Annotated in this window: 21 protein-coding genes and 2 pseudogenes; 10 read left to right on the plus strand and 13 right to left on the minus strand. The window is 60.1% G+C overall.

Translation table 11 applies throughout. From position 1 onward, the window contains the following. Positions 1-111 precede the first annotated feature (111 nt). Positions 112-2,385: an EAL and GGDEF domain-containing protein gene (locus ACOEQ1_RS00120; protein ID WP_419757212.1), complete on the plus strand. Its 2,274-nt coding sequence runs from the start codon at positions 112-114 to the stop codon at positions 2,383-2,385. A gap of 12 nt (positions 2,386-2,397) precedes the next feature. On the opposite strand, the gene ACOEQ1_RS00125 is transcribed toward ACOEQ1_RS00120, so the two are convergent. Together ACOEQ1_RS00125 and ACOEQ1_RS00130 are read right to left on the minus strand one after the other, a co-directional pair. After that, complete coding sequence (locus ACOEQ1_RS00125) at positions 2,398-3,528, minus strand: iron-containing alcohol dehydrogenase (protein ID WP_419757213.1); 1,131 nt, start codon at positions 3,526-3,528, stop codon at positions 2,398-2,400. Positions 3,529-3,586: 58 nt separating this feature from the next. Beyond that, positions 3,587-5,134 (minus strand): MDR family MFS transporter, encoded by a 1,548-nt coding sequence (locus ACOEQ1_RS00130; protein WP_419757214.1) that lies wholly within the window; start codon positions 5,132-5,134, stop codon positions 3,587-3,589. Positions 5,135-5,613: 479 nt separating this feature from the next. Between ACOEQ1_RS00130 and ACOEQ1_RS00135 the strand changes: the two genes are divergently transcribed. Both ACOEQ1_RS00135 and ACOEQ1_RS00140 read left to right on the plus strand, forming a co-directional pair. Then, complete coding sequence (locus ACOEQ1_RS00135) at positions 5,614-6,792, plus strand: TDT family transporter (protein WP_419757215.1); 1,179 nt, start codon at positions 5,614-5,616, stop codon at positions 6,790-6,792. Beyond that, positions 6,789-7,691 carry a LysR family transcriptional regulator gene (locus ACOEQ1_RS00140; RefSeq protein WP_419757216.1) on the plus strand — a complete coding sequence of 301 codons (903 nt, stop codon included), beginning with the start codon at positions 6,789-6,791 and terminating at the stop codon, positions 7,689-7,691. The genes ACOEQ1_RS00135 and ACOEQ1_RS00140 overlap by 4 nt, the downstream gene beginning before the upstream one ends. Positions 7,692-7,866: 175 nt before the next feature. Here the strand turns inward: ACOEQ1_RS00140 and ACOEQ1_RS00145 are convergent, their stop codons facing one another. From ACOEQ1_RS00145 to ACOEQ1_RS00155, 3 genes are all read right to left on the minus strand, one after another. Next, complete coding sequence (locus ACOEQ1_RS00145) at positions 7,867-8,652, minus strand: anti-sigma factor family protein (RefSeq protein ID WP_419757217.1); 786 nt, start codon at positions 8,650-8,652, stop codon at positions 7,867-7,869. Then, positions 8,649-9,176, minus strand: coding sequence for a sigma-70 family RNA polymerase sigma factor (locus tag ACOEQ1_RS00150; RefSeq protein ID WP_419757218.1), 528 nt, complete (start codon positions 9,174-9,176; stop codon positions 8,649-8,651). Before ACOEQ1_RS00150 ends, ACOEQ1_RS00145 begins: the two co-directional genes overlap by 4 nt. A gap of 250 nt (positions 9,177-9,426) precedes the next feature. Further along, positions 9,427-9,726: a hypothetical protein gene (locus ACOEQ1_RS00155; protein WP_419757219.1), complete on the minus strand. Its 300-nt coding sequence runs from the start codon at positions 9,724-9,726 to the stop codon at positions 9,427-9,429. 276 nt (positions 9,727-10,002) lie between these two features. On the opposite strand from ACOEQ1_RS00155, the pseudogene ACOEQ1_RS00160 reads away from it, so the two are divergent. The 5 genes and pseudogenes from ACOEQ1_RS00160 to ACOEQ1_RS00180 all read left to right on the plus strand — a co-directional run. Continuing rightward, positions 10,003-10,089 (plus strand): annotated as a pseudogene (locus ACOEQ1_RS00160) (DUF1127 domain-containing protein); the annotation flags it as partial. Positions 10,090-10,602: 513 nt separating this feature from the next. Continuing rightward, the gene (locus ACOEQ1_RS00165; RefSeq protein WP_419757220.1) at positions 10,603-11,046 is read left to right on the plus strand and encodes a DUF305 domain-containing protein; all 444 of its coding nucleotides are present in this window, start codon (positions 10,603-10,605) and stop codon (positions 11,044-11,046) included. After that, on the plus strand, positions 11,043-12,350 hold the full coding sequence (locus ACOEQ1_RS00170; protein ID WP_419757221.1) for a YncE family protein: 1,308 nt from the start codon (positions 11,043-11,045) through the stop codon (positions 12,348-12,350). Before ACOEQ1_RS00165 ends, ACOEQ1_RS00170 begins: the two co-directional genes overlap by 4 nt. Before the next feature lie 13 nt (positions 12,351-12,363). Beyond that, positions 12,364-13,574 (plus strand): IS3 family transposase gene (locus tag ACOEQ1_RS00175; RefSeq protein WP_419757222.1). Its coding sequence is split into 2 segments (ribosomal slippage): positions 12,364-12,685 and positions 12,685-13,574, totalling 1,212 coding nucleotides; the frame shifts between segments, so codons are not numbered across the junction. A gap of 520 nt (positions 13,575-14,094) precedes the next feature. After that, positions 14,095-14,247, plus strand: a complete 153-nt coding sequence (locus tag ACOEQ1_RS00180) for a hypothetical protein (RefSeq protein WP_419757223.1) — start codon at positions 14,095-14,097, stop codon at positions 14,245-14,247. 79 nt (positions 14,248-14,326) lie between these two features. Here the strand turns inward: ACOEQ1_RS00180 and ACOEQ1_RS00185 are convergent, their stop codons facing one another. From ACOEQ1_RS00185 to ACOEQ1_RS00195, 3 genes are all read right to left on the minus strand, one after another. Beyond that, positions 14,327-15,646, minus strand: coding sequence for a nucleotide disphospho-sugar-binding domain-containing protein (locus ACOEQ1_RS00185; RefSeq protein WP_419757224.1), 1,320 nt, complete (start codon positions 15,644-15,646; stop codon positions 14,327-14,329). Positions 15,647-16,378: 732 nt separating this feature from the next. Then, complete coding sequence (locus ACOEQ1_RS00190; protein WP_419757225.1) at positions 16,379-17,206, minus strand: class I SAM-dependent methyltransferase; 828 nt, start codon at positions 17,204-17,206, stop codon at positions 16,379-16,381. 638 nt (positions 17,207-17,844) lie between these two features. Then, the gene (locus ACOEQ1_RS00195) at positions 17,845-18,696 is read right to left on the minus strand and encodes a cupin domain-containing protein (RefSeq protein WP_419757226.1); all 852 of its coding nucleotides are present in this window, start codon (positions 18,694-18,696) and stop codon (positions 17,845-17,847) included. Between the two features lie 106 nt (positions 18,697-18,802). Between ACOEQ1_RS00195 and ACOEQ1_RS00200 the strand changes: the two genes are divergently transcribed. Then, on the plus strand, positions 18,803-19,726 hold the full coding sequence (locus tag ACOEQ1_RS00200) for a LysR family transcriptional regulator (RefSeq protein ID WP_419757227.1): 924 nt from the start codon (positions 18,803-18,805) through the stop codon (positions 19,724-19,726). 158 nt (positions 19,727-19,884) lie between these two features. On the opposite strand, the gene ACOEQ1_RS00205 is transcribed toward ACOEQ1_RS00200, so the two are convergent. The 5 genes and pseudogenes from ACOEQ1_RS00205 to ACOEQ1_RS00225 all read right to left on the minus strand — a co-directional run bounded on the left by ACOEQ1_RS00205 (position 19,885) and on the right by ACOEQ1_RS00225 (position 24,209). Continuing rightward, on the minus strand, positions 19,885-20,505 hold the full coding sequence (locus ACOEQ1_RS00205; protein WP_419757228.1) for a mechanosensitive ion channel family protein: 621 nt from the start codon (positions 20,503-20,505) through the stop codon (positions 19,885-19,887). A gap of 688 nt (positions 20,506-21,193) precedes the next feature. Next, positions 21,194-22,105, minus strand: a complete 912-nt coding sequence (locus ACOEQ1_RS00210; protein WP_419757229.1) for a LysR family transcriptional regulator — start codon at positions 22,103-22,105, stop codon at positions 21,194-21,196. A gap of 112 nt (positions 22,106-22,217) precedes the next feature. Further along, positions 22,218-22,478, minus strand: a pseudogene (locus ACOEQ1_RS00215) (SDR family oxidoreductase); the annotation flags it as partial. A 27-nt stretch (positions 22,479-22,505) separates the two neighbouring features. Continuing rightward, positions 22,506-23,105, minus strand: a complete 600-nt coding sequence (locus ACOEQ1_RS00220; protein WP_419757230.1) for an enoyl-CoA hydratase/isomerase family protein — start codon at positions 23,103-23,105, stop codon at positions 22,506-22,508. Positions 23,106-23,663: 558 nt separating this feature from the next. Beyond that, on the minus strand, positions 23,664-24,209 hold the full coding sequence (locus tag ACOEQ1_RS00225) for an alcohol dehydrogenase catalytic domain-containing protein (RefSeq protein WP_419757231.1): 546 nt from the start codon (positions 24,207-24,209) through the stop codon (positions 23,664-23,666). Here ACOEQ1_RS00225 and ACOEQ1_RS00230 point away from each other — a divergent pair. Continuing rightward, positions 24,163-25,041, plus strand: coding sequence for a LysR substrate-binding domain-containing protein (locus tag ACOEQ1_RS00230; protein ID WP_419757232.1), 879 nt, complete (start codon positions 24,163-24,165; stop codon positions 25,039-25,041). The genes ACOEQ1_RS00225 and ACOEQ1_RS00230 overlap by 47 nt on opposite strands. Positions 25,042-25,449 lie beyond the last annotated feature (408 nt).

Consider the following 25,449-nt stretch of genomic DNA (forward strand, 5'->3'; position numbering starts at 1 on the left):
AACGTGACGGCAATTTGCCGGTAAGCGGCGCTAAATCAATTGACGCACATGTGTTGGTTACTTGACCGGAATTGATGTTATGTTTCGAGTTTCAAAGAGGGGTCGTCCTTGATGAACAGGGGGACAGGCGGATCGCCCGGAGCGGTGCGCACGCCGCCCGTGGGGCCGCACAGCTTGCTCGGCATCAAGAAGGGACCGCGCGATCATCGTCGTGAAGCGGATGACGAGGCTCTTCTGCGGGCGTTGATCGATCAGGTTCCGGATCTGCTCTTCGTCAAGGATCCGGAAAGCCGCTTCGTTCTTGCCAACGATGCAACCGCGCGTGATGTCGGCGAGGCGTCGCCTGAGGCGCTCATCGGCAAGACCGATCTCGACTTCTACGAGGAGTCGGTGGCGAGGAAGTATCTGAGGCAGGAGCATGAGATCATGTTCGGTGCCCTCTCCTTTGTCGATGTCGAGGAACGCAGCTGGGACAGGTCGGCTGGTGAAAAATGGCACTCTGCGACGAAGCTCCCGTTGCGCAACGCCGCGGGGGAGGTGATCGGCCTCGTCGGATGTTGCCGTGACATCACCCACCGCAAGCGGGAGGAGCGGTTGCACGAAGGTGAGGCCGCAATACTCGAGCGCATCGCAGGAAGCGCGGACCTTGCCGATGTGCTGGACACGCTTCTGCGATTGGTCGAGGCCGAGTGCCCTGGTATCAAAGCCACCATACTTCTACTCGACGAGCCGGGCGGACGCCTGCATTCCTGCTCCGCCCCCAGCCTTCCGCAAGCCTGGATAGATGCGGTGGAAGGCGCCGCCGTGGGCGAAGGCGTTGGTTCCTGCGGCACCGCGGTCGCTCGCCGCCAGGCAGTGATCGTCAGCGATGTCGAGACGGATCCGCTATGGCTGGATTATCGCGATTTCATCCGTCCCTTCGGGCTGAAGGCCTGCTGGTCCTGGCCGATCATTAACACCGAGGGGACGATCCTCGGCACAACCGCGATGTATTGCGCTACGTCGCGCGACCCCAGCGCGTTGGAGCGTCGGCTCGCCGCCTTTGCCACCCATATCTCGGGCATTGCGATCCAGCGCAAGCAGGCTGAGGACCGCATCCGCTTCCTCGCCCAGAACGATGCACTGACGGGCCTGCCCAACCGCGCCCGGCTCGAGCCCATCATCAACCACGCTCTGCGCAACGCCGCTCAGGTCGGCACCGAAGTTGCCGTGGTGTTCATCGACATCGACAGCTTCAAGCACGTCAACGACGGCCTGGGGCATCGTGCGGGCGACGGCGTGCTGCAGGTGATAGCGAGCCGCTTGCTTTCGATCCTCGATGCGCGTGAAGCCGCAGCCCGCTTCAGCGGCGACGAGTTCGTCGTTCTGCTGCGGGACGCCGGGCTCGAATCCGGTGTCACGTCAAAGCGGATCGCGGGGTTGCAGGCAGCGGTCGGCGCGCCCATCGTGATTGACGGTCGCACGTTCCATCTGACGACCAGCATGGGCGTGGCGCACTATCCGCGGGATGGTTCCACCGCTGAAGGACTGATCGCCAACGCCGACGCCGCTCTGTTCCGGGCAAAGGAATTTGGCCGCGACAACGTCCAGCTCTTTACCAGCGAAATGAAGCTGGGCTCGGAGGGGAGGCTGTTCCGGCAGGAGGAGATGCGGCGGGGGCTCCGGGAGCATGAGTTCCTGCTGCACTTCCAGCCGCAGGTATCGCTGAAGACCGGGCAGGTCGAAGGGGTCGAGGCGTTGGTGCGCTGGCACCATCCGACGCTCGGGCTTCTCGCCCCCGGAGATTTCGTTCCTCTGGCTGAGCAGACGGGTCTCATCGTGAAACTGGGCGACTGGGTCTTGCGCAACGCCTGCCGGCAGGCGCGCGCGTGGCAGCGGGCCGGCCTGCGGCCGATGACAGTCGGCGTCAACGTGTCGGCCAGGCAGTTCCGGGAGCGCGACTGGATCGGCCAGGTAGCGGCGGCGCTTGCGGAGAGCGAGCTTGAACCCCGCTGGCTGGAACTGGAACTGACCGAGAGCGTGATCATGCAGGATCCACGTACGGCGGTCGCGACGATGCAGGCGCTGCGCGATCTCGGCGTTCAACTTGCGATCGACGATTTCGGCACCGGGTATTCCAACCTCAGCAGCCTGAACACCTTCCCGATCAGCCGCCTCAAGATTGACCAGTCCTTCGTGCAGGGCCTGCCCACCGCCCGCGGCGACAGCGCAATTACGGGAGCGGTGGTGTCGCTCGGGCACCAGCTCGGCTTGTCGGTGATCGCGGAGGGCGTGGAGACCACAACACAGATGGACGTTCTACGCAGCATGGGGTGCGACGCCGTTCAGGGTTATCTTGTCGGACGACCGATGCCCGCATCCTCGCTCGAAGCGATCCTTCTATGATCCGCTAAAGCGTCATCCTGCCATCGCCTGATCGAACAGCACGGCGTAATCATCCCGCGTCATCGGCTGCGGGTTGGTGGCGGAGGAATGATCGAGCACCGCGCCCTCGATCATGCGGGGCAGGCAGTCGGCCGGTACGCCCATTGCGGTCAGGCTTGCCGGCAGGCCGAGACGCCGGTTGAAATCCTCGACGAAGGCCGCCAGGTCGGCATCCCTTCCGAGACCTATGGCGGCGCGCAGGCGGACGTATTTGGCCCCGGCCGCGTCCGCGTTCATGCGGAGCACAGCGGGCATGATGACGGCGTTGAGCGTGCCGTGGTGCAGACGCGGCGTTTCCAGGCCGCCCAACGGATGCGACATCGCGTGGACCGCGCCGAGCCCCTTCTGGAAACACATCCCGCCTTGCAATGCCGCCATCATCATCTCGGACCGCGCCTCGAGGTTGCCGCCATCGGCGAACGCCTGCGGCAGCCACCGCACGGCACGGGCCAGACCGTCCAGCGCGATGGCGTCGGCCGGCGGATTGAAGCGCGGGCTCAGGAAGGTTTCGATGCAATGGCTGATCGCGTCCATGCCTGTGGCCGCGGTCAGCAGCGGCGGCAGACCCAGCGTCAGCTCGGGGTCGCAGATGGCGAGGTTGGGGATGAGGTGCGGCGAGATGAAGCCGAGCTTGCGGCCGTCGCCCAGGGTGATGAGGGCGGCGCGGCCCACTTCGCTGCCGGTGCCGGCTGTGGTCGGGATCGCGATGACCGGCGGCATGGCGGCTGTGATCCGCGGCAGGCCGCCCAGGATCGCCGCATACTGCGCCAGCGGCTCGGGATGGCTGACGATGAGCGCCACGGCCTTGGCCAGATCGATCGAGGAGCCGCCGCCGACGGCCACGATGCTGTCGCAGCCGCCGTCGCGGTAAACGGCGGCCGCTTGCCGCATGGCGGCCTCGGTCGGATTGCCTGGAGTTTCGTCGAAAATGGGGCTCCGGCTGGGAAGCATCGCACTGACGCGCCCAGCGAGGCCGGCCGCGACGACGCCCCGGTCGGTCAGGATCAGCGGCGCGCCCGCGCCAAGCATCCCCAACTCGGCCGGGAGGCAGGAGAGCGCGCCCGCACCGAACTGGATCCGCGTGAGGTAGGTGATCAAGTCCATGTCTCGTTTTCCTTCCTGTGACGCTCTCCGGCGTCGTCCTGCCTCAATGGCCCGCGTGTCAGTGGCCTACGGCCGGCGCTTCGCTGACCGGTGCCGTTCGCAGCGCGATATCCCGGAGGCGCACGGCAACAAGCACGGCCACCACTAGAACAAGGGCACTGACGAGAAAGGCAAGGCTGAAACCGGAGACAAGACCGCCCACCGCCGCGTGTCGCGCATTCGCCGGCATGCCCATGAATGCCGCCGCACCTTGGCTAAGCGAACCCAGATTGACCATGCGGTGAATTCCGGCAGCGCGCAGCGCGTGATGGAAGCGGAGCGTCAGCAGCGATCCCGCCATCGTGCTTCCGAAGGCACCGCCCATGGAGCGCAGCAGCAGCACGGCGCCGGTCGCCGAGCCGATGTCGCGTCCCTCGACCGCATTCTGCACGACGACGATGGAGGTCGGCATGCAGAGGCCGATGCCCGTCCCGAGCACGACGCTCTCGATCATGATCAGCCATGCGGGCGTCGCCACTTCGGTCGTCGCGAGAAGCAGAAACCCCACGGCGGAGGCGACGAGTCCCGAGAGGATGATGGGCTTCGCGCGCCCGAACCGCCGGGTCAGGTAGCCGGCGGAATAGGCGCCGACAGTGCTCGAGACAAGGAATGGCATGACCAGCAGTCCGGATGCCTCGGCGCCGAAGCCGTGCAGCAGCTGGAAGTCGAGCGGCAGCAGGAAGGTTGCGATGAAGAGCCCGAAGGACGCGAAGAAGGCGACGGCCACTCCGCGCAGAAAGATGTCGTTGGTGAACAGCCGGGGCGGCAGCAGAGGGTCGGCGACGCGCCGTTCCTGCATCGCCAGCGCCAGGAGGAGGCAAAGGCCAAGCAGTCCGAGCACGAGGACCGGGGCGGAGAGCCATGGATAGGTGGTGCCGCCCCAGCTGAGCATGAGCAGCAGGGCGCTGATGCCGAAGGTCAGCAAGACGGCGCCGACGCCGTCGATCCGGCTGCGGCGCGGCACGACCACGATGAGACGGAGCGCCCGGTCACAGAGGAAAATGGCGAGCAGTCCGAGCGGCACGTTGAACCAGAACACCCAGCGCCAGCTGAGATCGTCGGTGACGTAGCCGCCGATGACGGGTCCGGCGATGGAGGCGACGGCCCAGGTGCCGGCAAGGTAGCCCTGGTAGCGTCCGCGCTCTCTTGGAGAGACCACATCCGCGATCGAGGCCTGGGCCATGGCGAACAGGCCGCCGCCGCCGATGCCTTGCAGGCCGCGGAAGAGGATGAGCTGCGGGAGCGAATGGGCGAGGGCGCAGAGGATGGAGGCCGCGATAAAGATCGCGATGGCCGGCGTCATCAGGGCGCGGCGGCCATAGGTATCGGAGAGTTTGCCGAAGATCGGGGTCGCTGCCGTAGAGGTGAGCAGGTAGGCCGTCACGATCCAGGCGAGATGCTCGTAACTGTGAAGGTCGCGTGCGATGGCCGGGACAGCGGGGATGACGACGGTCTGATCCAGCGCCGCGAGCAGCATGCACAGGATGATCCCGGTGATGACGCGCAGGATCTGCGGATGGCTGTATTGGGTTGGAGGGTTCCGCGTAGCCTCGTGATGCGCATCCATGGCGTGATGCTACGCGTTCGGGGCAAGCCGGTCAGCCCTTCGCGGCGATGGTCGAGCTTGATGGAGATCTGAGGCTTCTCTGCAGGTCGAGACCTGTGGCAAGCTGCAGCGTGGTGTTTTGCCCGGAACATCTGGCCGCCGCGATTCTCGGACGCTCGAGGTGGAGATCCTCAAGGAAGCCATCGACGCCAGTCGCTCAAAGAAGCGACCTCGCTGTCGAGCTCGCAGCCGCGGGACAGTTCCAGATGGAAGCCATGACCGACACTCTCGGCGTCGCCGTTCCAACGTTGCTGAGCAGGGATAGCCGAGGTAATTGCGCTGTTGGATTCGAGCATGTCGATCGGCTTCGTGGCGCCAGCTTTACAATTGCCCTCGCTACGCAAAATCATCTGATGAAGTGATTAAACCAATCGAAAATATCCGGTTTTTTGTACATCAAATCGAAGCGTATATCCGGTCCAGCCAATAAGGGCCGTGTCATGCATTTTCACCTAAGTCAGCCTTTCTCCCACCATGATCATCCGCGAGAGATCGTTCGGCAATTCACGCCAAACTGGTTTACCGTGACCATGGGCACAGGCGTTCTTGCCCTCGCGCTTAACCAGGTTCCCGTCAACTTGCCGATCCTGCATCGTCTCGGAACGGCTCTCTGGGAGGCGAACATCGGATTGTTCATATGTTGTTCGATACTGTACGCCGCACGCTGGGTATTTTTCACCCGCGATGCCATCCCGATTTTCCGCCATCCGGTTATGCCAATGTTCCTTGGTGCCATTCCGATGGGCCTGGCTACTATCATCAACGGCTTCCTGGCCTTCGGCACTACGCGTATTGGACACCTTGCGGTCAATTTTGCCGTGATGCTTTGGTGGGTCGACGCGTTGCTTGCTGTGGGCGTAGGGCTACTGGTGCCCTTCTTGATGTTTACAAAGCAAGATCACACAATTGAATCCATGACAGCTGTCTGGCTCTTGCCGATCGTGGCGGCGGAAGTCGCGGGCGCGAGCGCAGGGGGCCTGGCGGTCCATCTGGCAAGTCCCATCGCAGCTGCTCACATGTTGTTCTATGGATATATTTTGTGGGCGTTGTCCGTGCCGCTAGCGCTAAGCGTCTTGGTCGTACTCTTTCTACGCCTGGTTCTACACAAATTACCCAAGCGAGATATGGCCGTGTCCAGTTGGCTGGCCCTTGGACCGCTCGGGACGGGGGCTTTAGGTCTGTTGGTCCTGGGGCATAGCGCGCCTGGCATACTAGCCGCCGTTGGCATGTCGGAGATCGGTGCCGTTGCCGATGGCATCGGCGTCATTGGAGGTCTTGTGTTGTGGGGTTACGGCGCCTGGTGGCTGGTTATGGCCGTCGCGATTACAATGAGCTATCTTAAAGAAGGTCTGCCGTTTAACATGGGCTGGTGGGGCTTCACTTTTCCGCTCGGTGTCTACACGCTGGCGACGCTAAATCTCGGCGTTCAGACCGGAATAACCGTCTTTGATATCATTGGTGAAGCGCTGCTGGTGATCCTTTCCGGCCTTTGGATTACAGTTGTACTTCGTACATTATCCAACGGGTATCACGGTCACCTGTTTGTCGCTCCCTGCATAGCCGCCAGAGAAACGCGAACGCGTGAGATCGGGCTGGATCCTTGGCTCGTAGATAAATGACGTTTGAACAATTGCGAGTATTTGTGGCTGTAGCTGAGCGCGAACATATTACGCGTGCCAGCGAGTTTCTGAACTTGACGCAGTCGGCGGTATCCTCTGCTATCGCTGCCCTTGAGAGCGACTTTGGATTGAAGTTCTTTAATCGGATTGGACGCGGGATTAGCTTGACCGAGGCAGGAAAAGTTTTCCTTGTCGAAGCCCACGCTATCCTAGCCCGTGCGGAGTCCACACGTAGCGCAATGGCGGAGTTTTCGGGTCTGACGCGCGGCCGGCTTGTCATCCAGGCCAGCCAGACAATTGCAAGCTATTTTTTGCCGGGGTATCTGGTATCGTTTCATATCAAGTACCCCGGCATCCAACTTGCAGTTTCCATCGGCAACACAGCGCAGGTCGTGAACGCGGTCATAAATGGGGACGCCGAACTGGGCTTTGTCGAAGGACCGGTGAACGAGCCTCGCCTTAGCGTTGAACCTGTCGGGACTGATCAAATGATCATCGTTGTGGCGCCCGATCATCCGTGGGGAATGAAATCGTCTTTAACCGCAAAAGATCTCGCCGAGGGCAATTGGGTATTGCGAGAAGATGGGTCAGGCACCCGCGCGGTGTTTACAGAAGCTATGGTCCGTTTCGGAGTTGATCCTGCGACGTTGCAGGTTCGAATCTCCCTGCCCTCAAATGAAGCAGTTTGCAGGGCAGTGGAACAGGGGGCAGGGGCGACAGCGCTTTCTGCTTTGGTCTGCTCGGAGAGCATCGCCGCAGGTCGACTTGTTCGGGTAAATGCCGACCTGCTACCGCGTGATTTATCGGCAGTGCAGCATATGGACCATTATCAGTCGCGCAGTGTTACAACCTTATTGAACATGATAAGAGCAGGAACAAGTCGGGAAAGAACGAAGTAGTATGGCTCGGGCGGCTGATCGAGCCATCGCTCGACGGCTTGGCGTCTCGACCACACGAGCGCATCGACAGCAGCCGAGGAATCGCAAGTGGCGAGACGGATGCTCAGCAAGCCTTGAGGACGAAGTTCTTTACGTGTTGGAGCTGCCCGCATAAGAATCTGTATGCAAGGCTTCTCTAGACCTTTTGCTCCATCTGCTGCCTGATCTGGTTCGCAAGCGGATGTAGCGTGTCGGCGGAGATTGCTCCGACAAGGCTGTAGCCGATTCCCTTTATAGCCCAAGCATAGCCATTGACGGCGCCGGCGCTGTGCTCAGTCATGCGCACGGTCTTATCAATGGTCATCGGGCGTACGAGCATCGCGAGACGCAGACCTTGTTCGTTGTCATACATGAGCAGCCCGGCCGGCCCGTGCGGCGTGGCCACCAGTCGGCCGCCCATGAAGCGATAGCCTGACCCACTGAGGTCGGGCACGGAAATGCTCCGCTTCAGCCGGCTGGAGATCCAGCCGACGAGCAGCGCCTTGTCGGCGGCCTTGTATTCCACCGGATGTGTCGGATCATTACTGTAAACATCATAAGTGTAAGCGGCTTCCTGGGCGAGGCTGCCGATACCGCTCTGGATTAGAGGATCTGAGACTGGCCCGTGCATTGACCAACCGCCGGCGGCTCCCAGCGCCAGAAGAACCACAGCTGCCGCCGCCATACGCCAAGGTACGCTGCGCCGCGGACGGCGTTCATCCAAAAAATGCCGCAGGCTGAGTTCGGGCGGAACTGGCTCCTCGGCTACGCCGGCGAGGGCCGTTTGCATCGCGCTGCGCTGACGGGCATAGGCCTGTACCCGGGCCGCGCTCTCGTCATGGGACTGAAGATAGGCCTCAACCTCCGCGCGCCTCGCGGCGTTAAGGGCCCCGTCAACATAGGCGTGCAGGTCGTCTTCCAGGATAGGCCGGGTGGAATTCACTTCACGCTCCGTAGGTGAGATCGCGATGTCATCGCGAGATGATCGTCCTGCATCATCCGTCTCAGCCTTTCCCGCGCTCGGGCCAGGCGAGACATCACGGTCCCGACCGGCACGTCCAGAACGCGTGCGGCATCAGCGTAACTCAGCTCCTCGACCGATACGAGCAGCAGGACGCTACGTTGATCCTCAGGCAGGCGATTTACGGCCGCCATGATATCCGTCTGCCGGATGCCATCCTCTTGGGCGGCAGGCTCCGCCATCGCCGAGTCATCGGCATCGTCGAGCTGAATATGGTGGCCCCGTCGGCTTTTCTGCCGCAACCTATTGATGGCAAGGTTGTGGAGGATTGTGAACATCCAGGCCCGGGTATCCCCGTCATCCCGGCGCTGATTCCAGCGGCTGATCGTCCGCTCCAGACAGTCCTGTACAAGGTCATCCGCCGCGGCCGCATCGCGCACAAGCGCGCGGGCGTAGCGGCGGAGCGCGGGAATAAGCGGCTCGATAAGGCGCGCCATGTCACTCATACGAGGTTCAAGCAACGCGGCTTTGCCCGTGTCATCATGGTCTCCTGTCGGCCGCAGGAAAGCGACCTCGCACCATAGACGCTCCTTGGAGCGGCTTATTCCCGCGAGTACATAATTTTATTAAGCCGATCCGGTCGGGGCAAGAAGCCGCTGGCTTGGAGCACCACCTCTGCAAGACGATGCGCGTAACCTGCGGCCTTGCGGCCGACACTGGCCTAACCACCCGACTTTTTTTAGGAGCGCAGACCGATCAGTTCTCGGAACCGGCCTCATCCCACTGTCCAAAGTTCGCAAACGAGAGCTGCTTCGGGTCCTGATTTGGCTCCGCCTCAACATTGGACGGCATCCGCTGGAATGTGCTGTGGGCGAAAATCTCATCCGAGTTGGCGTTGGCCGCCTGCGATGCAGCGGCCGGCTGCGAGGCTTCCGTCTGAGCCGCTCTCGCCGAGACGGCGGCACCACCCAGCATGGTCAAAGTGAGTCCTGCAGCAAGAACTTTCATGATCTTCATAACAGTAACCCTTTTTATCACACGGTTGATTACGCTCATGAACTGCAGGACGGCCTATTAGGCCTTCTCTGTCGCTGCAGTGCGGAGGTAGCGGCCGAGACGCTTTTTCTTTGCCGTCTCTGTCGTGATCTCCTGTTTACAAAGACAGCGCAGCGAGCGATTTATTCCATCGGCAGGCAGAGCGTTGTGAGTTTGATTGATGAGGTCCTTCACCGCTGGGACGCGCTCGCATTACGTGAACGGCACGTGGATTTCTTCTTCGCAAGGCTTCACAGTCGGCTCTATCGTCACTGGCGTCGCGCATGATCCCGTGGGGAACTCAACGCTATGACTGACGCCGAACTTCGAGATATCGGCGTTGATCGGTGTCAAATCGACTGCCGTGTTGTTCATGTCGTCTGATACCCGTGTCGCAACGCTAGACGACATGATCCTGTCACAGGAAGAACACGCGTTGATCATGGCTACCTCGCGTGGGCTCAGTGATAATCAGTGCGCTTCGGACTGCTTGGCTCCGGTTGACCGATAGCAGGAAAGAGGCGACGCCTGCTGATTGAGCACCCAGCGACGAGATCATCTCGCGCCCACCCTTCCGGATGCCTACGCGAATGCAAATCACCCCGGACGGCTCTTAGGGGATGCGTTTCTACCAACAAATGGTCAAGCTTGGCTAACGCCTTCCGCCAACCTCTTGGAAGAAGGTAAGTTGCTTCGCAACCCGATGCCAACACAGGTTCTGTGCTGCACATGATCTGGCGTCGGGTGCCGACAAGCTTCGCCGATAACCCGGGTGAGACGCGCAAAGGTAACAAAAAGTGCTCTTGAGCCGCACTAAGAAGTCGCTGACAGGGAATAATCAGTGCTGGCGAGTGTCCATCAACAAGAGCTGCGCTATCGCGGCTGGCAGGAGGCTCCATGGTTTCAGTTCTCCCAAATCTCAGGACGATTTTTGTCCTTGGGCTCACTGCCGGCGCTCTCAATGGGACGGTAGGCGTGCATGACGCCGGTGCAGGCTCTGCGTCGGCAGTTTCGGCAGAGGCTCCATTTCTGGCAGAAAACCAGAGTGCGATGGATAAGATGATGGCGGCCATGACAATTAAACCCTCAGGTGATCCTGACAAAGACTTCTCAGCCATGATGATACCTCATCATCAGGGGGCGATAGACATGGCCGAAGCCGAGCTCCTCTATGGTCACAACGAGCAACTGCGCCGCATCGCGCAGGAGATCATTGTTGATCAGCAGCAGGAAATCGTAGCAATGCGGCTGGCACTCGATCAGTCTCTTCCCGCTTCAGAGCCCGCGCCCGACCAAATATCTGGCACGGCCGAATTGAAAATGCAGAAGGCTTCCCGATGATCTTCAAGACGCCTCTTGCGCTTCTACTAGGAAGCGCTCTTTCGATTTGCGCCCATGCCTGGGCGGGGCAAGCACCGGCCGCGGCGTCCGTAGCCGACATTCCTATCAGCCACCAAGATCGGGTCTACGCGGCCGAACAGTTCTCCATTACGGTCTCGGTCATAGATCCCGAAAGCAATAAGCTGCTCGGCGTCATTCGGCTCGGAGATCCGAGCCCGATGAACTTCAGCCCCCTCTACAAGGGCCAGGTGCTGGTCCATGGTATGGGCTTTTCGCCCGACCACCGGACCATCGTCGTCGTGTCGATCGGCTCGAACTCGGTTACCTTCATCGATACAGCAACGAATTCCATTAAGCACACGACCTACGTTGGCCGTGCGCCGCATGAAGCGTTCTTCACGCCGGACGGGAAGGAGGTCTGGGTCACGGTGCGCGGCGAGAACTACATCCAGGTTCTGGACGGCACAACATACGAGGAGAAGACGCGTATCATTACGCCCAATGGACCGGGCATGCAGATCTTCTCGCCCGACGGTCACTACGGCTATGTCTGCTCCTCATTTAATCCCGAGGTTGATGTCGTAACCGTTGTTGACCACAAGATTGTAGCGCGAGTTAAACAGCCAAGCCCATTTTGCCCAAACATCGCGGCGACACCCGACGGCACGCAGGTGTGGTTCACGCTTAAAGATACTGGCAAGACCGAGGTCTTCGATGCAAAGCCTCCTTTCTCCATCCTTAAAGTGCTGGACACAGGGCCGATCTCAAACCATGTCAACATCGTTCGCAACGTTCGCGGCCAGTTTGCCTACGTGACCGTGGGTGGCCTCAACGAGGTCCAGGTCTTCCGCACCAGCGACTTCAGCAAGGTAGCGACCATAGAGGTCGGCAAGCTGCCGCATGGCGTATGGCCCTCCGGCGATGGAACACGCGTCTATGTCGGACTGGAGAACGACGACCGTATGATCGCGATCGACACTTTAAGCAACAAGGTCATCGCAAGCATCCCGATCGGCCAAGCGCCGCAGGCAGTCACCTATGTGCCAGATGCGGTTCCGGAGGGAGCTGGCACGCAAGGATTGACAGCACTCGGCGTCGCGGGGCAGGCGGTCCACTTTACGATGGTGCCGGTCGGTCATGGGGCGGTCGCCAAAGCGCCGACCAGCGTCACTCTGTTCGACCAAGGTCTGCTACAGGTGCTCGAGGCATCGGCTACGGGCCTCGTGCCTAAGCACCCATACTTGCTTGCGCTGTCGGATCATGATCTTCCCTGGTTTGCGTGGACACCCAGAGGCATGATTTAGCTGGAGGTGTTTGATGGATCAGCAGGCGACGAGAGCCAAGCCACGTTCCTATACAGAGGATTATAAGCGCCAGGTCGTTGACCTGGTGGTGAGCAGCGGGCGTACGTCGACGGCAGTGGCGGCCGAGGTCGGCCTGCACCCGACATTGCTGTGCCGATGGGTGCGGCAGTATGGCGGCGGCACTGCCGCGGTTGAGGCGGTACGATTGGCAACTGCCCCCTCTCTCAAGCGCATGCCTGTTCCGACGGCTGACCAGGCTGCGGAGATCGCACGGCTGCGGCGCGAGTGCGACCGGCTGCGCATGGAGCGCGACATTTTAAAAAAGTCTATTTCGATCTTCGCGGGACCGCTGAGATGAGGTTCCGCGTGGTCGAGGACTACCGAGACCTCTGGCCGGTCCAGGCGCTCTGCGGCGTGCTGGGCATCTCAACTGCCGGCTACTATGCTTGGCGGAGCCGGCCGGACAGCAAGCGCGCCATCGACGACCATGCCTTGCTGTCCGAGATCCGCCAAGTGCACGCCAATAGTGGAGGCCGTTACGGTAGTCCTCGTGTGCATGCCACTCTGCGGGCCCACGGAAGAAAGGCTGGCCGTGGCCGGGTTGAGCGGCTGATGCGCCGCCATGGCCTGCGCGGTCTCGTCGTCCCCCGACGGCGGGTGCAAACGACCGACAGCCGCCACGCCTTCCCGATTGCCCCAAATTTGCTAGACCGGAAGTTCACGGCTGCGGCGCCGAACCAAGTCTGGCTGGCAGACCTGACCTACATCGCAACCGAAGAAGGCTGGCTTTATATGGCGGCCGTCATGGACCTGCACACTCGCAAGATCGTCGGCTGGAGCATGCGTGATCATCTCCGCGCTGAGCTGGCAACATCGGCGCTCATGATGGCCATCCAACGTCAGCGGCCCGGCCCGGGCCTAGTCCAGCATTCCGACCGCGGCGTCCAATATGCGTGCGACGACTACCAAACGGCCCTAAAGGCGGCAGGCATCATCCCGTCCATGAGCCGACGGGCCAACCCGTTGGACAACGCACCAATGGAAAGCTTCTTCCACACGCTGAAGACCGAGCTGGTGCATCATAGGACCTACGCCACCAGGGGCGATGCCAAACGAGACCTGTTCGCGTATGTCGAGGGTTTCTACAATCGCCAGCGCCTTCATTCGGCCCTGGACTACCGCACGCCAGACCAGGCAGAACGGCAAGCAGCAGACGTAGCGTAAACCGTCCACGAGAACCGTGGAAGATCAATCATGCCGATGGCAGCGGAGCACTCGAGGGGCTGGCGAGCTTCATGACGAACCCAGCCGGTGCTGCGATCGTCAACGCTATTGGTCCAATCCGGGAGGTCGTGCAAGGTGGCGTTGCCGCGCCACGTCGTTATCTAGTGATAACACCCGGCACAGCGGCGGACCCTGGTAAGCCGGTCCAGCTACAGGGGCACTAAGCACGGCCTCCAAATCTGGGATTGAAGGTTCGTGCCCGGTGTTGCCCCGGTTCTCTATCCCGACGACCGCGACACTGAGGTGGTCAAGAAAACTGGCCAACTCAGTGGGACGCCAGTCTTAAGCGGTTCCTGCTTCACAAGCAGTCTGGCCTAGATTTGCCGAGCTCGCTGCTTAAGTTTGACAGGACGCTTCAATGGCAGACAGCTGACCCAAGCGCCATGAAGGCTATTGGCAGTCTGGCGGTTCTGGCGGCGCTACTCGTATCCTACCTGTGTTTTGTCAGAACGAGGGCAACGTGCCGCGTGATGACCAGGCAATGGCGACATTGAAGCAGTTCATCGCGATCGGCAGCCGCCTTCGCGAAAACATCCTCAATGCCCGTCTCGGCCTGTTGAGAGATTATGATCCGGTCGACCGGGAGACGCTCGTGCCGCGCCAAGTGCATTGATCAACGCGCGGCAGGAGCCGCGAGAGGCGGTCGAAGCCACCTGATCTTCCCCTTCTCAGTCCGCTCGAAAAGGCCGTTGCTAGGCGGCGCGCTCGTACTCCTTGGCTTGCTCAGGCCGCGCCGCCGCCGAAAGAATTTTGAGTAGTGTCTCCCTCGTGTCGATGGCCTTCATCTCGCGGGCGAGCGCAGCGGCGCAGTTGCGGTAGCTGGGGTTGTCGAGAACCTGCCTTACCGCCTGACGGAGAGCCACAGGCGTTGGCTCCTGGGTCTGAAGGTCAATGCCGACACCAGACCATGAGACGCGGGCGCTGACATCTGCCTTGTCTTCTGTAAGTCCGGCCGTCACCAGAGGTATCCCGTGGCTGAGTGCCTGGTTGACACTGCCATAACCGCCGTTCGTGACGAAGGCATCGACCTTAGGCAGAAGCCACTCGAACGGCAGATAGTCGGCAAGCCGGACGTTGTCAGGGATTGCGCCGGGTATGGCGCTCGTCGAGCGCCCGCCACCTGTGACCACAACCAGCACATCGTCTTCACGAGCGAGCGCGGCCAGAGTCGGAGCAATAAGGTGGCCGAAATCGTAGTTCGCGACCGAGCCTTGGGTAACTAGAACGACTTTGCGGCTTCCGTCCAACTCGTCAGCCCAAGACGGGATTGGTGCCTGCTCTGGCACGATGGGGAGTGGACCAATGAAGTGCAAGTTCTCGGGAAGGTCATCGCGGGTAAACTCAAAGCTTGGGGCGGTCAGCTGCAGGTAGGCGTCCGGCAGGGCTGTCAGGCTGTCGAACACGCCCCTTGACAGAGGGCGAACTCCGATTTCAGCGAGGCGGGCGTCGACGGCTCGCCGCATGGGCGCGGTCACCGCGCGGTAGAACGCCTCAGACGCAGTGTCATGCTGGATACGGTCCGCCTCAGTTTCGACTGGCGCAAATCCCCCTAGTACAGGGGCTCCGTCCTGACGATGCCAAAGCAGATATGTCGTACCACACATGACAACTGCCGGTCGCGCTGCCCTCGGCCCGAGCAACATTGGGAGCAGGCCCATCAGCATGTTCTCGCCGATAATGAGATCCGCAGGGAACCACTTCAGCACCTGCTTGAGCCCGTCGTGTTGTGCCAGCATAGTATCGATAAAAAATCGTTGGACAGTGAAGCGTAGCTTCTCAAGCCCGGGAGGCATGAGCGCAAATTCGGGATAGATCGCCGCAAGATCGCTCAGATCCTGATCGGCGCCCTCTGGGAAGGATTGGAAATCCACGCCAATTTTTTCAAACTTGGTGCGCATCGTGCTTCCGCATATCCCAACGACATCATGTCCCTCATCAATTAAGATCCGGCCGATGGCGAGGAGGGGGTTGAGGTGACCCATAAGCTGATTAGCAACAAGAATGATCTTCATTTGAAACTCCGATGTCATGGTGACGAACCGGAGATTGGGCGGGGGGCGCTACGGGGTTATGACGATTAAAGCGGAACGTGATACCGTCGTAACTTCCAAAGGTAAGACGGTCTCGCTAAAGATCATACACGAGGAACAACATCAGAACCTAATCGTCGATACGGGTTTGTCTACGGTAGAACAAAAATACATGAATCTCTGATCTTCCCATACGTACCCACGCTGCATTCACGCATTATCGCGGATGATCTGTAGATCTGTAATGCTCTAGTGAAGTGACACCACCAAATGTGGCCGGGATTGATGGTGTGGACGGCTTCTCCCGACTTGCATCAAGATGTCGGGATTTGGTCGTCATCAAAGCAGGCTGAAGGAGACCGTCCATGAAGGGCTTCGTATGAGTAGATGTAGATCTTGCCAAAACTACTTCCAGATCCACGCGCTGAGCAGCGAAGAGAAACCTGCCAACTCGCAAAATTGACGTGCTCGAAGATGCGGGAGTTCTTTGGCCAGATCGGCCCCATGGTCCAATCGCGTAGCGGGCTTACTCGGCTGCCCACTATGCTGAGCAATGATGTAGAACTCAAGGCGAAACATGCCGATGCGCGAGCGTTGCCGCATGGGTGGAGGCCGTCGGCTGCGGCGCGATGTCAACGTGATCAGTCATCACAGGTCGTGTCCCGATCATCGGTTCACACGTGGCGGCAACGGAGCGGCTGGCAGAGTCGCCCACTACGTCACGTGCGTGACAGCCCCCACGGCCGAGAAGAAAGTAAGCTGGCTATGCGCCGACGAGGCGGCAGCCCTCAGTCGCTGCGTTAGGTCTTCGATCGCAACGTCTCTTTCTCGGGCGCCTTCCTCGCGCAGGATGATAGGCAACAGGCTTCGCATGGTCATGCACGCCCAATCGATGATTTGGGATGTGTTCGCACTGCCCATCAGCGGGTCACAGAACAGGGTGGGTTCGGGCAAGCCAGCGTGGAAGAAGGCTTCAGTGAGCCGGAAACCCTGGTCTGGACGAGTGCCGCCGGACAGGAAGGCATCGATGATGCGCCCGACCGTCTCATCCCAGAGCGGCACGGGAGGAAATGACCGCGAGGTATTGGATCGGCAAGCCGCCGGTTCCAGGAAGGCGATCGTTCCGCCGCGACCGACATGTCCTGCCGCCTCGCGCAGGAAGTTCGCAGGGTCGGGCTGGAACGTAAGCACGAATCGGCCGACGACCGCGTCGAACATCGCACTCCGATCCAGATCGAGAAAGGACGTTGGGTGGAACTCGATCCGGCTCGACCCCAACCGGCGCCCGTGCTTGCGCCGGGCCTGTTCGAGAATGCTCCCGTTGCGGTCGATCCCGAGGACGTAGCCGGACGGGCCGACAATCTCGCTCGCGAGCGCCGCCACCTCCCCGGTTCCCGTCCCGATATCGAGGACCCGCATCCCAGGACACAGGCCGGCGATGCGGAGCAGGCGGTCGGTCGCGGGCTGGAGCAGTCGGGACTGGAACTCAAGCCGCTCAGTCTCGGCCTGCGACCTGCCGAGCGCGTAGCTTGTCTCTTCCATAATCGTGGTTTTCCTTCGCTTTTGAGCATCCATATTGTCAGGCTGACTGCATGGTTGCCGCTGGTGAACGGTTGCGATGGCGGCAGACGCTGTGGTCCATCATGTCGTTCATCGCTGCCTCAAGAGGCCTGCTGAATATCAACTGAAGTTTTCCAGCATTAACTCACTCCGTGATGAGACATCTTCTGAGGACGCTTGTGCGGCCGATTTATTCCCTGCCGGTGCCCTACACGAGGATACTGAGCCGCAACGCGATGCGGCGCGCCGTATCTTCCCGGCGGTGGATGAGATCGCGAACCGCGTTCCGAGCCTCGGCCGGGATAGCAGGCGGGCTGTCTCAGACCGGCCGCTGTCAAGGGCGGCTCTGGTGCGTAGGCCACATGGAGCTGGATCGCCTTGGCGGCGGCCTATCCTCGCAGCTTTGCCGCAAGGCTCAACACTCCATCGATCAAGCCGTCACGCCGCGGCGAATACCCCGGGAACCATCAATAACCACACTCGTTGACCGGAACTGCGCCAATAGGGAAGCAGATGAAACGACGCCTTGTGCGTGGTTGCAGGGCGCTCCCGCAGCAGCCTCGCAAGGTCGTCGGCGCGGCGGAACCATCGGCAAGCCTCGGCAAAGCGCCCGAAATACATCAGGCTGAAGTCTCGCCGAATTGCTCTGCGACACGTCGTTGCGTAATAAGCAGGATCTCCGCTGGCACATCCCCCCGGTTGCTGAGGGCGCGTGGAACGCCGCCTGAGATGTTCATGACCTGCCCGGCGCCAACGGCCCGCGTGGCTGCCTCGCCCACCGCACCGACGCAAAGGTCCACTACGCCGCCAAGGCCGTAGAGCACCTCGTAGCCAACGTGGGTGTTCATCGGCACGGTGCAGCCCGGCAGCAATAACCCTCGCATGAGGCAGAGATCATCGTCAGCGCCCCCAAACTCGGCGAGAACCTGGATGCGGCTGCCGAGCACGTCGATCTCCCTCGATGCGGCTGGGACTGCCGCGTCCTCGTTCGCAACGGGTCGCAGCGTTTCGGGCGGCAATAATTCGATGCCGTGACGGGGCGCTGCCTGTATAAGCCGGGCGATGTCGGTTTCGTCCATCGCCGGGCCACCATCCGGCATCGGGCGGCCGGCAGTCCGGACGAAGGCGTCGAAGCCGCCGGGCGTACACAGCACGAGGAAGCGGGCTTCCTCCGCGCCCGGATTGCCTAGGCGGTGCGGCCGGCCGCGCGACAGCACAATCGCCTGGCCAGGCCCAACGTCCATCGCCCGCTCCTCCATCTCGACCCTCAGCAAGCCGCTCAGCACGAATACCGTTTCGTCCTCGTTCCGGTGCAGGTGCCGTGGCGTCCAACAATCCGCGGGATTGGCGATCCGAAGGAGCGAGAATGCGCCTGCCGTCGCCTCGGTAGGAACGAGAATCTCTGCCGCCGTGCCGGCAAACAGGATAGCACCCGCACGATCGCGCCGGCTTTCTTCCGTCATGCTGCTCATCATCTGCTCCTCACTAACCTATGCGCGGTTGACGAAGGTGTAACTCGCCTATCGCCTGGCACTTGGCGAGGCCTCGTGGTCTCATAGGCGCATGAATGGAACTAATGTGTCCGAGCGCGACCTGCGGCTGTTCCTGGTGCTCGACGCGGTGCTGGCGGAGCGCAGCGTCACGCGCGCGGCGTCCCGGCTCGGGGTGACGCAATCGGCCGTCAGCCACTCGCTGCGCGAGCTACGGTCACGGCTGGGTGATCCGCTGCTGGTGCGCACATCCGCCGGCCTGGAGCCGACGCCATTGGCGCAGAGTCTACGGCCTGACCTACGGATGGGGCTGGATGCATTGGAGCGGCTGTTGCGGCACCAGCCACGGTTTGACCCGGCAACCTCCACCCGCAGCTTCTCGCTGGCGACACCAGACCACCCGCAGTTCACCATGATCCCGGAGTTCATCGGGCAGCTTAGGCGGATGGCGCCAGGCGTGAACGTCCGCATCCGCGCGATCGGCCCTGGCCTGCCAGACGAATTGGCAAGTGGCCGCCTGGACTTGGTGCTGGCCGGCGCCGAAGTGGAACAGGTTCTGGCCTTGGACCGGGAGGCTATGCGTACGCGCGTGATCGATGAACCTTTCTGTTGCTTGCTACGACGCGGCCACCCGGCGCTGGCGGGGCCACTCGACCTGCAAACCTACGTTGCGCTGCCGCACGTGCTGGTCAGCACCACCGGCGGCGAGACTGGTATCGTGGACGACGCGCTCGCTGCGCTGGGCCTGTGTCGCCGCGTCGCCGTGACCGTGCCAAGCTTCCCGGCTGCCGCCTATATCGTGGCATCCTCCGACCTGATCGCGACGCTACCGAAGGCAGTCACGGACCGGGCCGACCTCCTGGACGTCGAAATCCGAACACCGCCGCTCGACCTGCCCCGGAGCGTGGCTTACTTGTGGTGGCATCCTCGCTTCCAGCATGACCCCGGCCACACTTGGTGGCGACACGCTCTGGCTAAGGCCCTGTCCCCGTTTCGAGGTGACGAATCCTGACGCGCCCATGGCGCAATGGGGAACCGCCGAACGTCGAGACGACCGAAACGTGTACTCTTGCGTCAGGGATGCTAGCGGCCGATCTACACCTTTCCGCGCGAGCCCAAGTCGTCGCGGTGTGCGTCATTTTCCGGCTATCCGATCTGCATATTTTTCAGTCAAGTTGTAGGATCCTCTCGGAGAGTATCGCCTACATCCGTTATGATCCGGCCGACCGTATCCAGATCCGTGTCGTACGTAACGCTGATCAAAAACGTATCGACGACCCAGTCACGCGAGAAGTTGGTAATCATGGAGAGAGAGCCGAACGGCACCGTGTGCAAGCCCCCCTTATCATGACGTAACTTGACTGAGCGCAAAGAGACTGACTCTACCTTACCTTTCATGCTGCCGCTCTCGATTGTTTCTCCAATCCGGAAGGCGTAATCGAACAGGAAGAGCAATCCCGATATGATGTCTTTCACAAGCGTCTGAGCGCCGAAACCGATGGCGATACCGGCAACCCCTGCGCCCCCGATCAGTGGGCCGACAGCAACTCCAAGGGTGGACAGCGCTGTGAGGCCGGCGACGCCGGCAACTGTCACGAGAAGCGCATGCCGCAGAACGGGAAGGAGGGTATGCAGTCGTTGGCGCTGGCGAGCCTCATCATCGCTGGCGGCTTGGTCACCTGGAGCCTCCTTATCAAAGTAGTCGTCAATGGACACACGGGCCATTTGCCAGATGAAGTCGGCGACGAGGGCGATGATCGCAACGTCTAGAACGGCTCTCGCGGTTCGCATCGTGGCGCTGTCGCGAGCGGCAAGCGCTGTAGGTCGATGCCGAGAATGTTGGCGACAGCGAGTGCGCTCCAACTGATCAAGACAATTCTCAGTTCGCTATGAAAAGCAACGACAGCCAACGGGCGAGCGGCGTGTGGCGACCCTCGACCGCGTTGTTTCTGCAACAGGTTCGAAACGGCGAGGCTTAACCCGAAGACCGCAAGAACGACCAGCAGGAGCTCCCCTTGGCAAAATAGAAGGCGCCTACGAGCGTCGCTGACCAAATGCTCCAAAAACGGGCGGCTCGGTCAGTCATCGGCAAGAGCCTGAAGCGCTCGGCATCAGGTGCAAGTATAACCTGACAGCCCACGACCGTTAGCCGGATGGAGAGAACGACGATGAGATAGGTGAGAACAAAACATGGCTTCGGCCAAGGCCCCGAGAGCCGCGAAAGCCACGAGTGGCCCAGCAAAGCCCAGAAACCTGCGATGGCTCACTTCGAAGCCCAGCGTACGCCAGATGATACTAAATTGTCCTTGCAACTCTGTTAATCTAGCACCCGGTCCAATACATTTTGCTTTAGACGATCAGCGTCTCGTAGCTGCCTCAGGGCAGCATGACAACCTTGCTGGTATCACTGGAACCTAGAAGAACATTCCCACTGCTGGGATGATCCTAGTCGGGCAGATGTTACATCGAGTGGTATCGACTACATTGGCAGCGTCGGAAACAACATCGGCGCCATTTGGGTAGCGAAGTCCTTGAACAATCTGCAAGCCTTAGAGGTTGGCTTGCTCATGACGTGAACCAGTGAGAGATCAAACGTTCTGAGATGCCAGTCGGGCATTACTTCGATTAACTGACCACCGCGAAGGAGATCAGGCTGAACCAAGGGTGGAAGTTCACCGATCCCCCCTCCCGCCAAAAGCGCCGGTGTTAGACCCGCGAAATCGTTCATCGCCAGATAAGGGTGGATAGTAAGCGTTACCTTGTCCCCACGGTTCCTGTGAACGAAGGTCCAGCTCGTGGTTGGCCGCCAATGCGAGAATGATATCAACCTATGATCCAGCAGTTCCTGCGGGCTTTTTGGCGCCTCATACCGATCAAGATAGGACCGGCTGGCGACCAGTTGGTGGCGATAGGTGAGAAGCCGGGTCACAACGAGCGTAGAATCATTCGGCGCCCCTACCCTGAATGCCAAATCCACCCCATCGGCCATGTGGTCTATTATTCGATCCGTAACGAGTATCTGAGTCCTAACATTGGGATATAAATCCTGAAACGCCATCGCTAGGGGTGCGAGAAAGGTATCTGATATGCTGGGTGGCGCCGAAAGTCGTAAAGTGCCCGACACGTCTGACAGGCGACTGGAAACCATACTCGCTACGGTATTGCCGATTTCACTGCAGCCTCTCGCGTATTCTAGAACCTCCTTTCCCACCTCGGTCAACCGTACGCTACGTGTCGATCGTTCGAGGAGGCGGACGCCAAGCTGATCCTCCAGGTCAGCTATCCGACGGCTCACCGTGGAGATCGGCATCTTCAACCGCCGCGCAGCCTCAGAAAAACTGGTCGTCTCGGACACTGTGGCAAACACCACTAGAGAATTGAGATCCATCATTGACTCCTCGAGAGGCCCTGATGTTCGACGTGCCACACTGAGATACAACTCTCAACCAAGGTGCAATTCGACGAAGAAAAGCTTGCGGATGGGTTGTGCGGGTGCCCAAGAACTAGAACACTGATCCGCAGCCCTGTAAGGCTAGATGACCACCATCCACGTTTATTGTTGCGCCTGTGATGTAGCTGGCACCCGGGCCCGCGGGAAATGCTATAACAGCCGCGATTTCATATGGTTGTCCATACCTACCAAAACACGTCATCGCTACCAGTCCTGCCGCATGATCAGCAGTCTCAGGATTCAGTTCAGTGTTGATCGCGCCAGGCTGAACAAGGCTCACGGTGATGCCGCGCCGCCCGAGGTTTTGCGCCCAACCGCGCGTGTACCGCCGAGCGCGGCTTTAGTCGCGGAATAGCAGCGAATACCAGTCCACCGCGAATGAGCGCCAAACACCCAGCCGATCGAGATGATGCATCCGCCGTCGGAGACCGGTCTTGTCGCAGCCCTCACGGCCACCGCAACGCTCGCGACGTTGATAGCAATGCGGGTTCGAAACTCCCTGGTCTGAAAGTCTTTCGCTTACCGGGCCGCGCCATCCTCGGTCTCGGACAAGACTCTTTTTAGACGCACCTGAAGGTCCCCTTTTATTATACTTCACGACTTCGGGCGCCGCCGCGGCTATTGCCCGCGCAAGTCTCATGCCTTCGTCAAATGCGCTTCCTGCGACCAGACATCGCGCGACCAAACCAAACCGTTCCGCCTCGCGGGCGGAGATCGCCTCCTGGGTCATCGTGAGCAGCGATGCTTGCTGCACTCCTACCTTGCGTTCCAAGAGGAACGGAAGCGCCATGCCGGGGTAATACCCGAGGCCTGCATCTAGAACTTGGAGCTTTGCCGTTTCATCCACGATTGCAACGTCAGCAGCACAAACAAAGAACAGACCGACGCCCAGGCAGTTTCCTGTGATTATCGAGATGACGGGAACAGGCAGGTCAAACATAGGAAGTCATAGGTTCGATTAGTCTAGGATGGCGGCGCGCAAGTTGACTCCGCTTAACGCGCCCGACCCAAATTCGACAAGCAGGTCTCGCGGACAGCCAATTGAAAAGTCCTCGCCCTTCGCTCTAATGACCACGGCTCGAAGCTTAGGATCCGCCTGTATGTCGTGAACCTGTCGTCTAAATGCTTCACCCATCTCGATGCCCATAGCGTTAGAGCAACTTCCATCCTCAAGTGTGAGTATGGCAATGGCGTCGCCGTCAAAGTACTTGATCTCAACATTCGGCGTTAGCCTCTCCGCTTGTTGCGAATGCAATCTACCTTCTGCCCAAGCTACTACTGTGTTAGTTCAGCATCATCCGGATGACCATCCTCAGACGTGAGATAAGCGCTTAAAGGGTCACCCGCTGTATAATCGCTTGCCTCATGCCAGTCGTTGTTGAAGCAGCGATGTAGAGCTTCTACAGCCGCCCGGTCGCCAACGAAGCAGCCCAACTTGCGCCTCAGATCGGACGCACTACGATCGATGTCGGTCGAGCCAACCAGCGCTCGCTCATCGTCAGCCGAAATGAGTTTGGCGTTGAGTCTGAGACTCTTCCCCTGGTGCTTCCTCCACAAGGCCCACCGCCTCGGCCCCAAGGATTCGCGGGAATGTGACGCCGACTGACTGCCCCCGACGCGCCAGTAGCCCGGAGCCGATAAGTCCGAGCGCTTCGATCCGGATCAGAACCTCACCTGGTTCTGGCGTAGGTATCATCCGGGTCTCAACCTTAAGAGCCTCGGGTCCGCCCGGCTCATAGACCACCGCTGCCGTCATCAACGCCATCAAAACGGCCCCCCTAGTCTGTTTCTTTCTCCCGTTGCGCTTGAAGGCCGAGCGGGCCACTGTCTTGCTGGCGATGACAAAGCCACATCGCTGCACCGGATGAATGCCTTGGGTTCTCGCTATCAGCTTTAGACGAAGTGATGTCTGTCCATAAGAGGGCAGATTAGAAAGTCGTTTTCCAAAAACGGTAAAAACTGTGACCGATCTGAATGCATTAATAATCTTCGCCAAAGTGGTTGAAGCCAATAGTTTTTCTGAGGCCGCGCGGCGGCTCAACATGCCGATTTCCACTGTTAGCCGACGGGTCGCAGACCTGGAGGAGCAGCTTGGTGTTCGGCTACTGGAGCGGTCAACCAGGTACTTACGGCTGACCGAAATTGGACAAGAGGTTTTTGAGCAAGGACAACGGAGTGTCGAGCTGCGCGACGCCATCGAGAGCGTCATCTCGAACCGAGTTTCAACTGTTTCCGGTACGCTTAGGCTTTCTTCGCCTCCAAGCGTTTCCGATACAATATTGTCGCCCATCATCTCTACTTTCCAGGCTTCCTATCCGAACGTCCGTGTTCATGCCCTCGTGACGAATCGCTATGTCGATCACATCGCTGACGGCGTTGACCTCGCAGTTAGAATTGGCGCTCTCAAAGACTCTGCCTTGGTCGCCCGGAGGCTGTTTAGCTTTCGAGAGCGACTTGTAGCGAGCCCGAATTACCTCACGACACGACAACCTCCCAAGTCTCCGAGAGATCTGCTTGATCATAGGCTGATTACATTTTGGTACGGGCGATCTGAAGCGAGCTGGAGCTTGCATAGCCGGGAGAGTGGCGAGACCAAAGTCGTAACTTTCACCCCCCATTTTTCGATGAACGATTTTGTCGGTCTTGCGCGCGCACTTGTCGAGGGTGCCGGCATCGGAGAGCTTCCACCGGTCGTACAACCGGGCTTGATACGGGATGGTGGCCTAGTTGAAGTCCTGCCTCACTGGCGGCTCCCAAGCTCCGACGTATCGCTCGTACACTTGGGCAATCGGAACACGCCGCTTTTAGTACGGTTGTTCATAGAAGTTGCGGTCCAATTGGCACCGGCGATCTTTCACGAGTTTGAGCCTTCCTGATGGATCGCTAGATCTCGGCACCTAATGGGGTTGTTTAGGCCAAGCACTGCCGCTTTTTCTCAAGAGCCCGGAGAGGTCGATTTTCGCTTTCACAAACGGACTGCTTGGAGCGTTGACCTCAACGTCGGGTGCCTTACTATCTGTGCGCGGTGGCAAGCGTTAAGTCGCGCACTATATGAAAGTGGTTCGCGCGGGAGAATTTAATACGACGCTTGGTGATGGGGCTCGTCAGTGGTCGGCCTCTGTGCTGCCCGACCTTGAAAGCCGGCGTGCTGTCGGAGGCCACCGCTCTAGTTTCTGGAAGTAGATGTCAACGCCCATGTTCTTCAGCATCCGACTATGCAGAGGCAACAGCCGATGATGTATCAGGGCGCGGTGGGGGCATTCTTAAAAAAAACTCGGTCCACG

Origin of the sequence: Acidisoma sp., assembly GCF_965199065.1 — a bacterium.
In the GTDB taxonomy this organism is placed as follows: Bacteria; Pseudomonadota; Alphaproteobacteria; order Acetobacterales; family Acetobacteraceae; genus Acidisoma.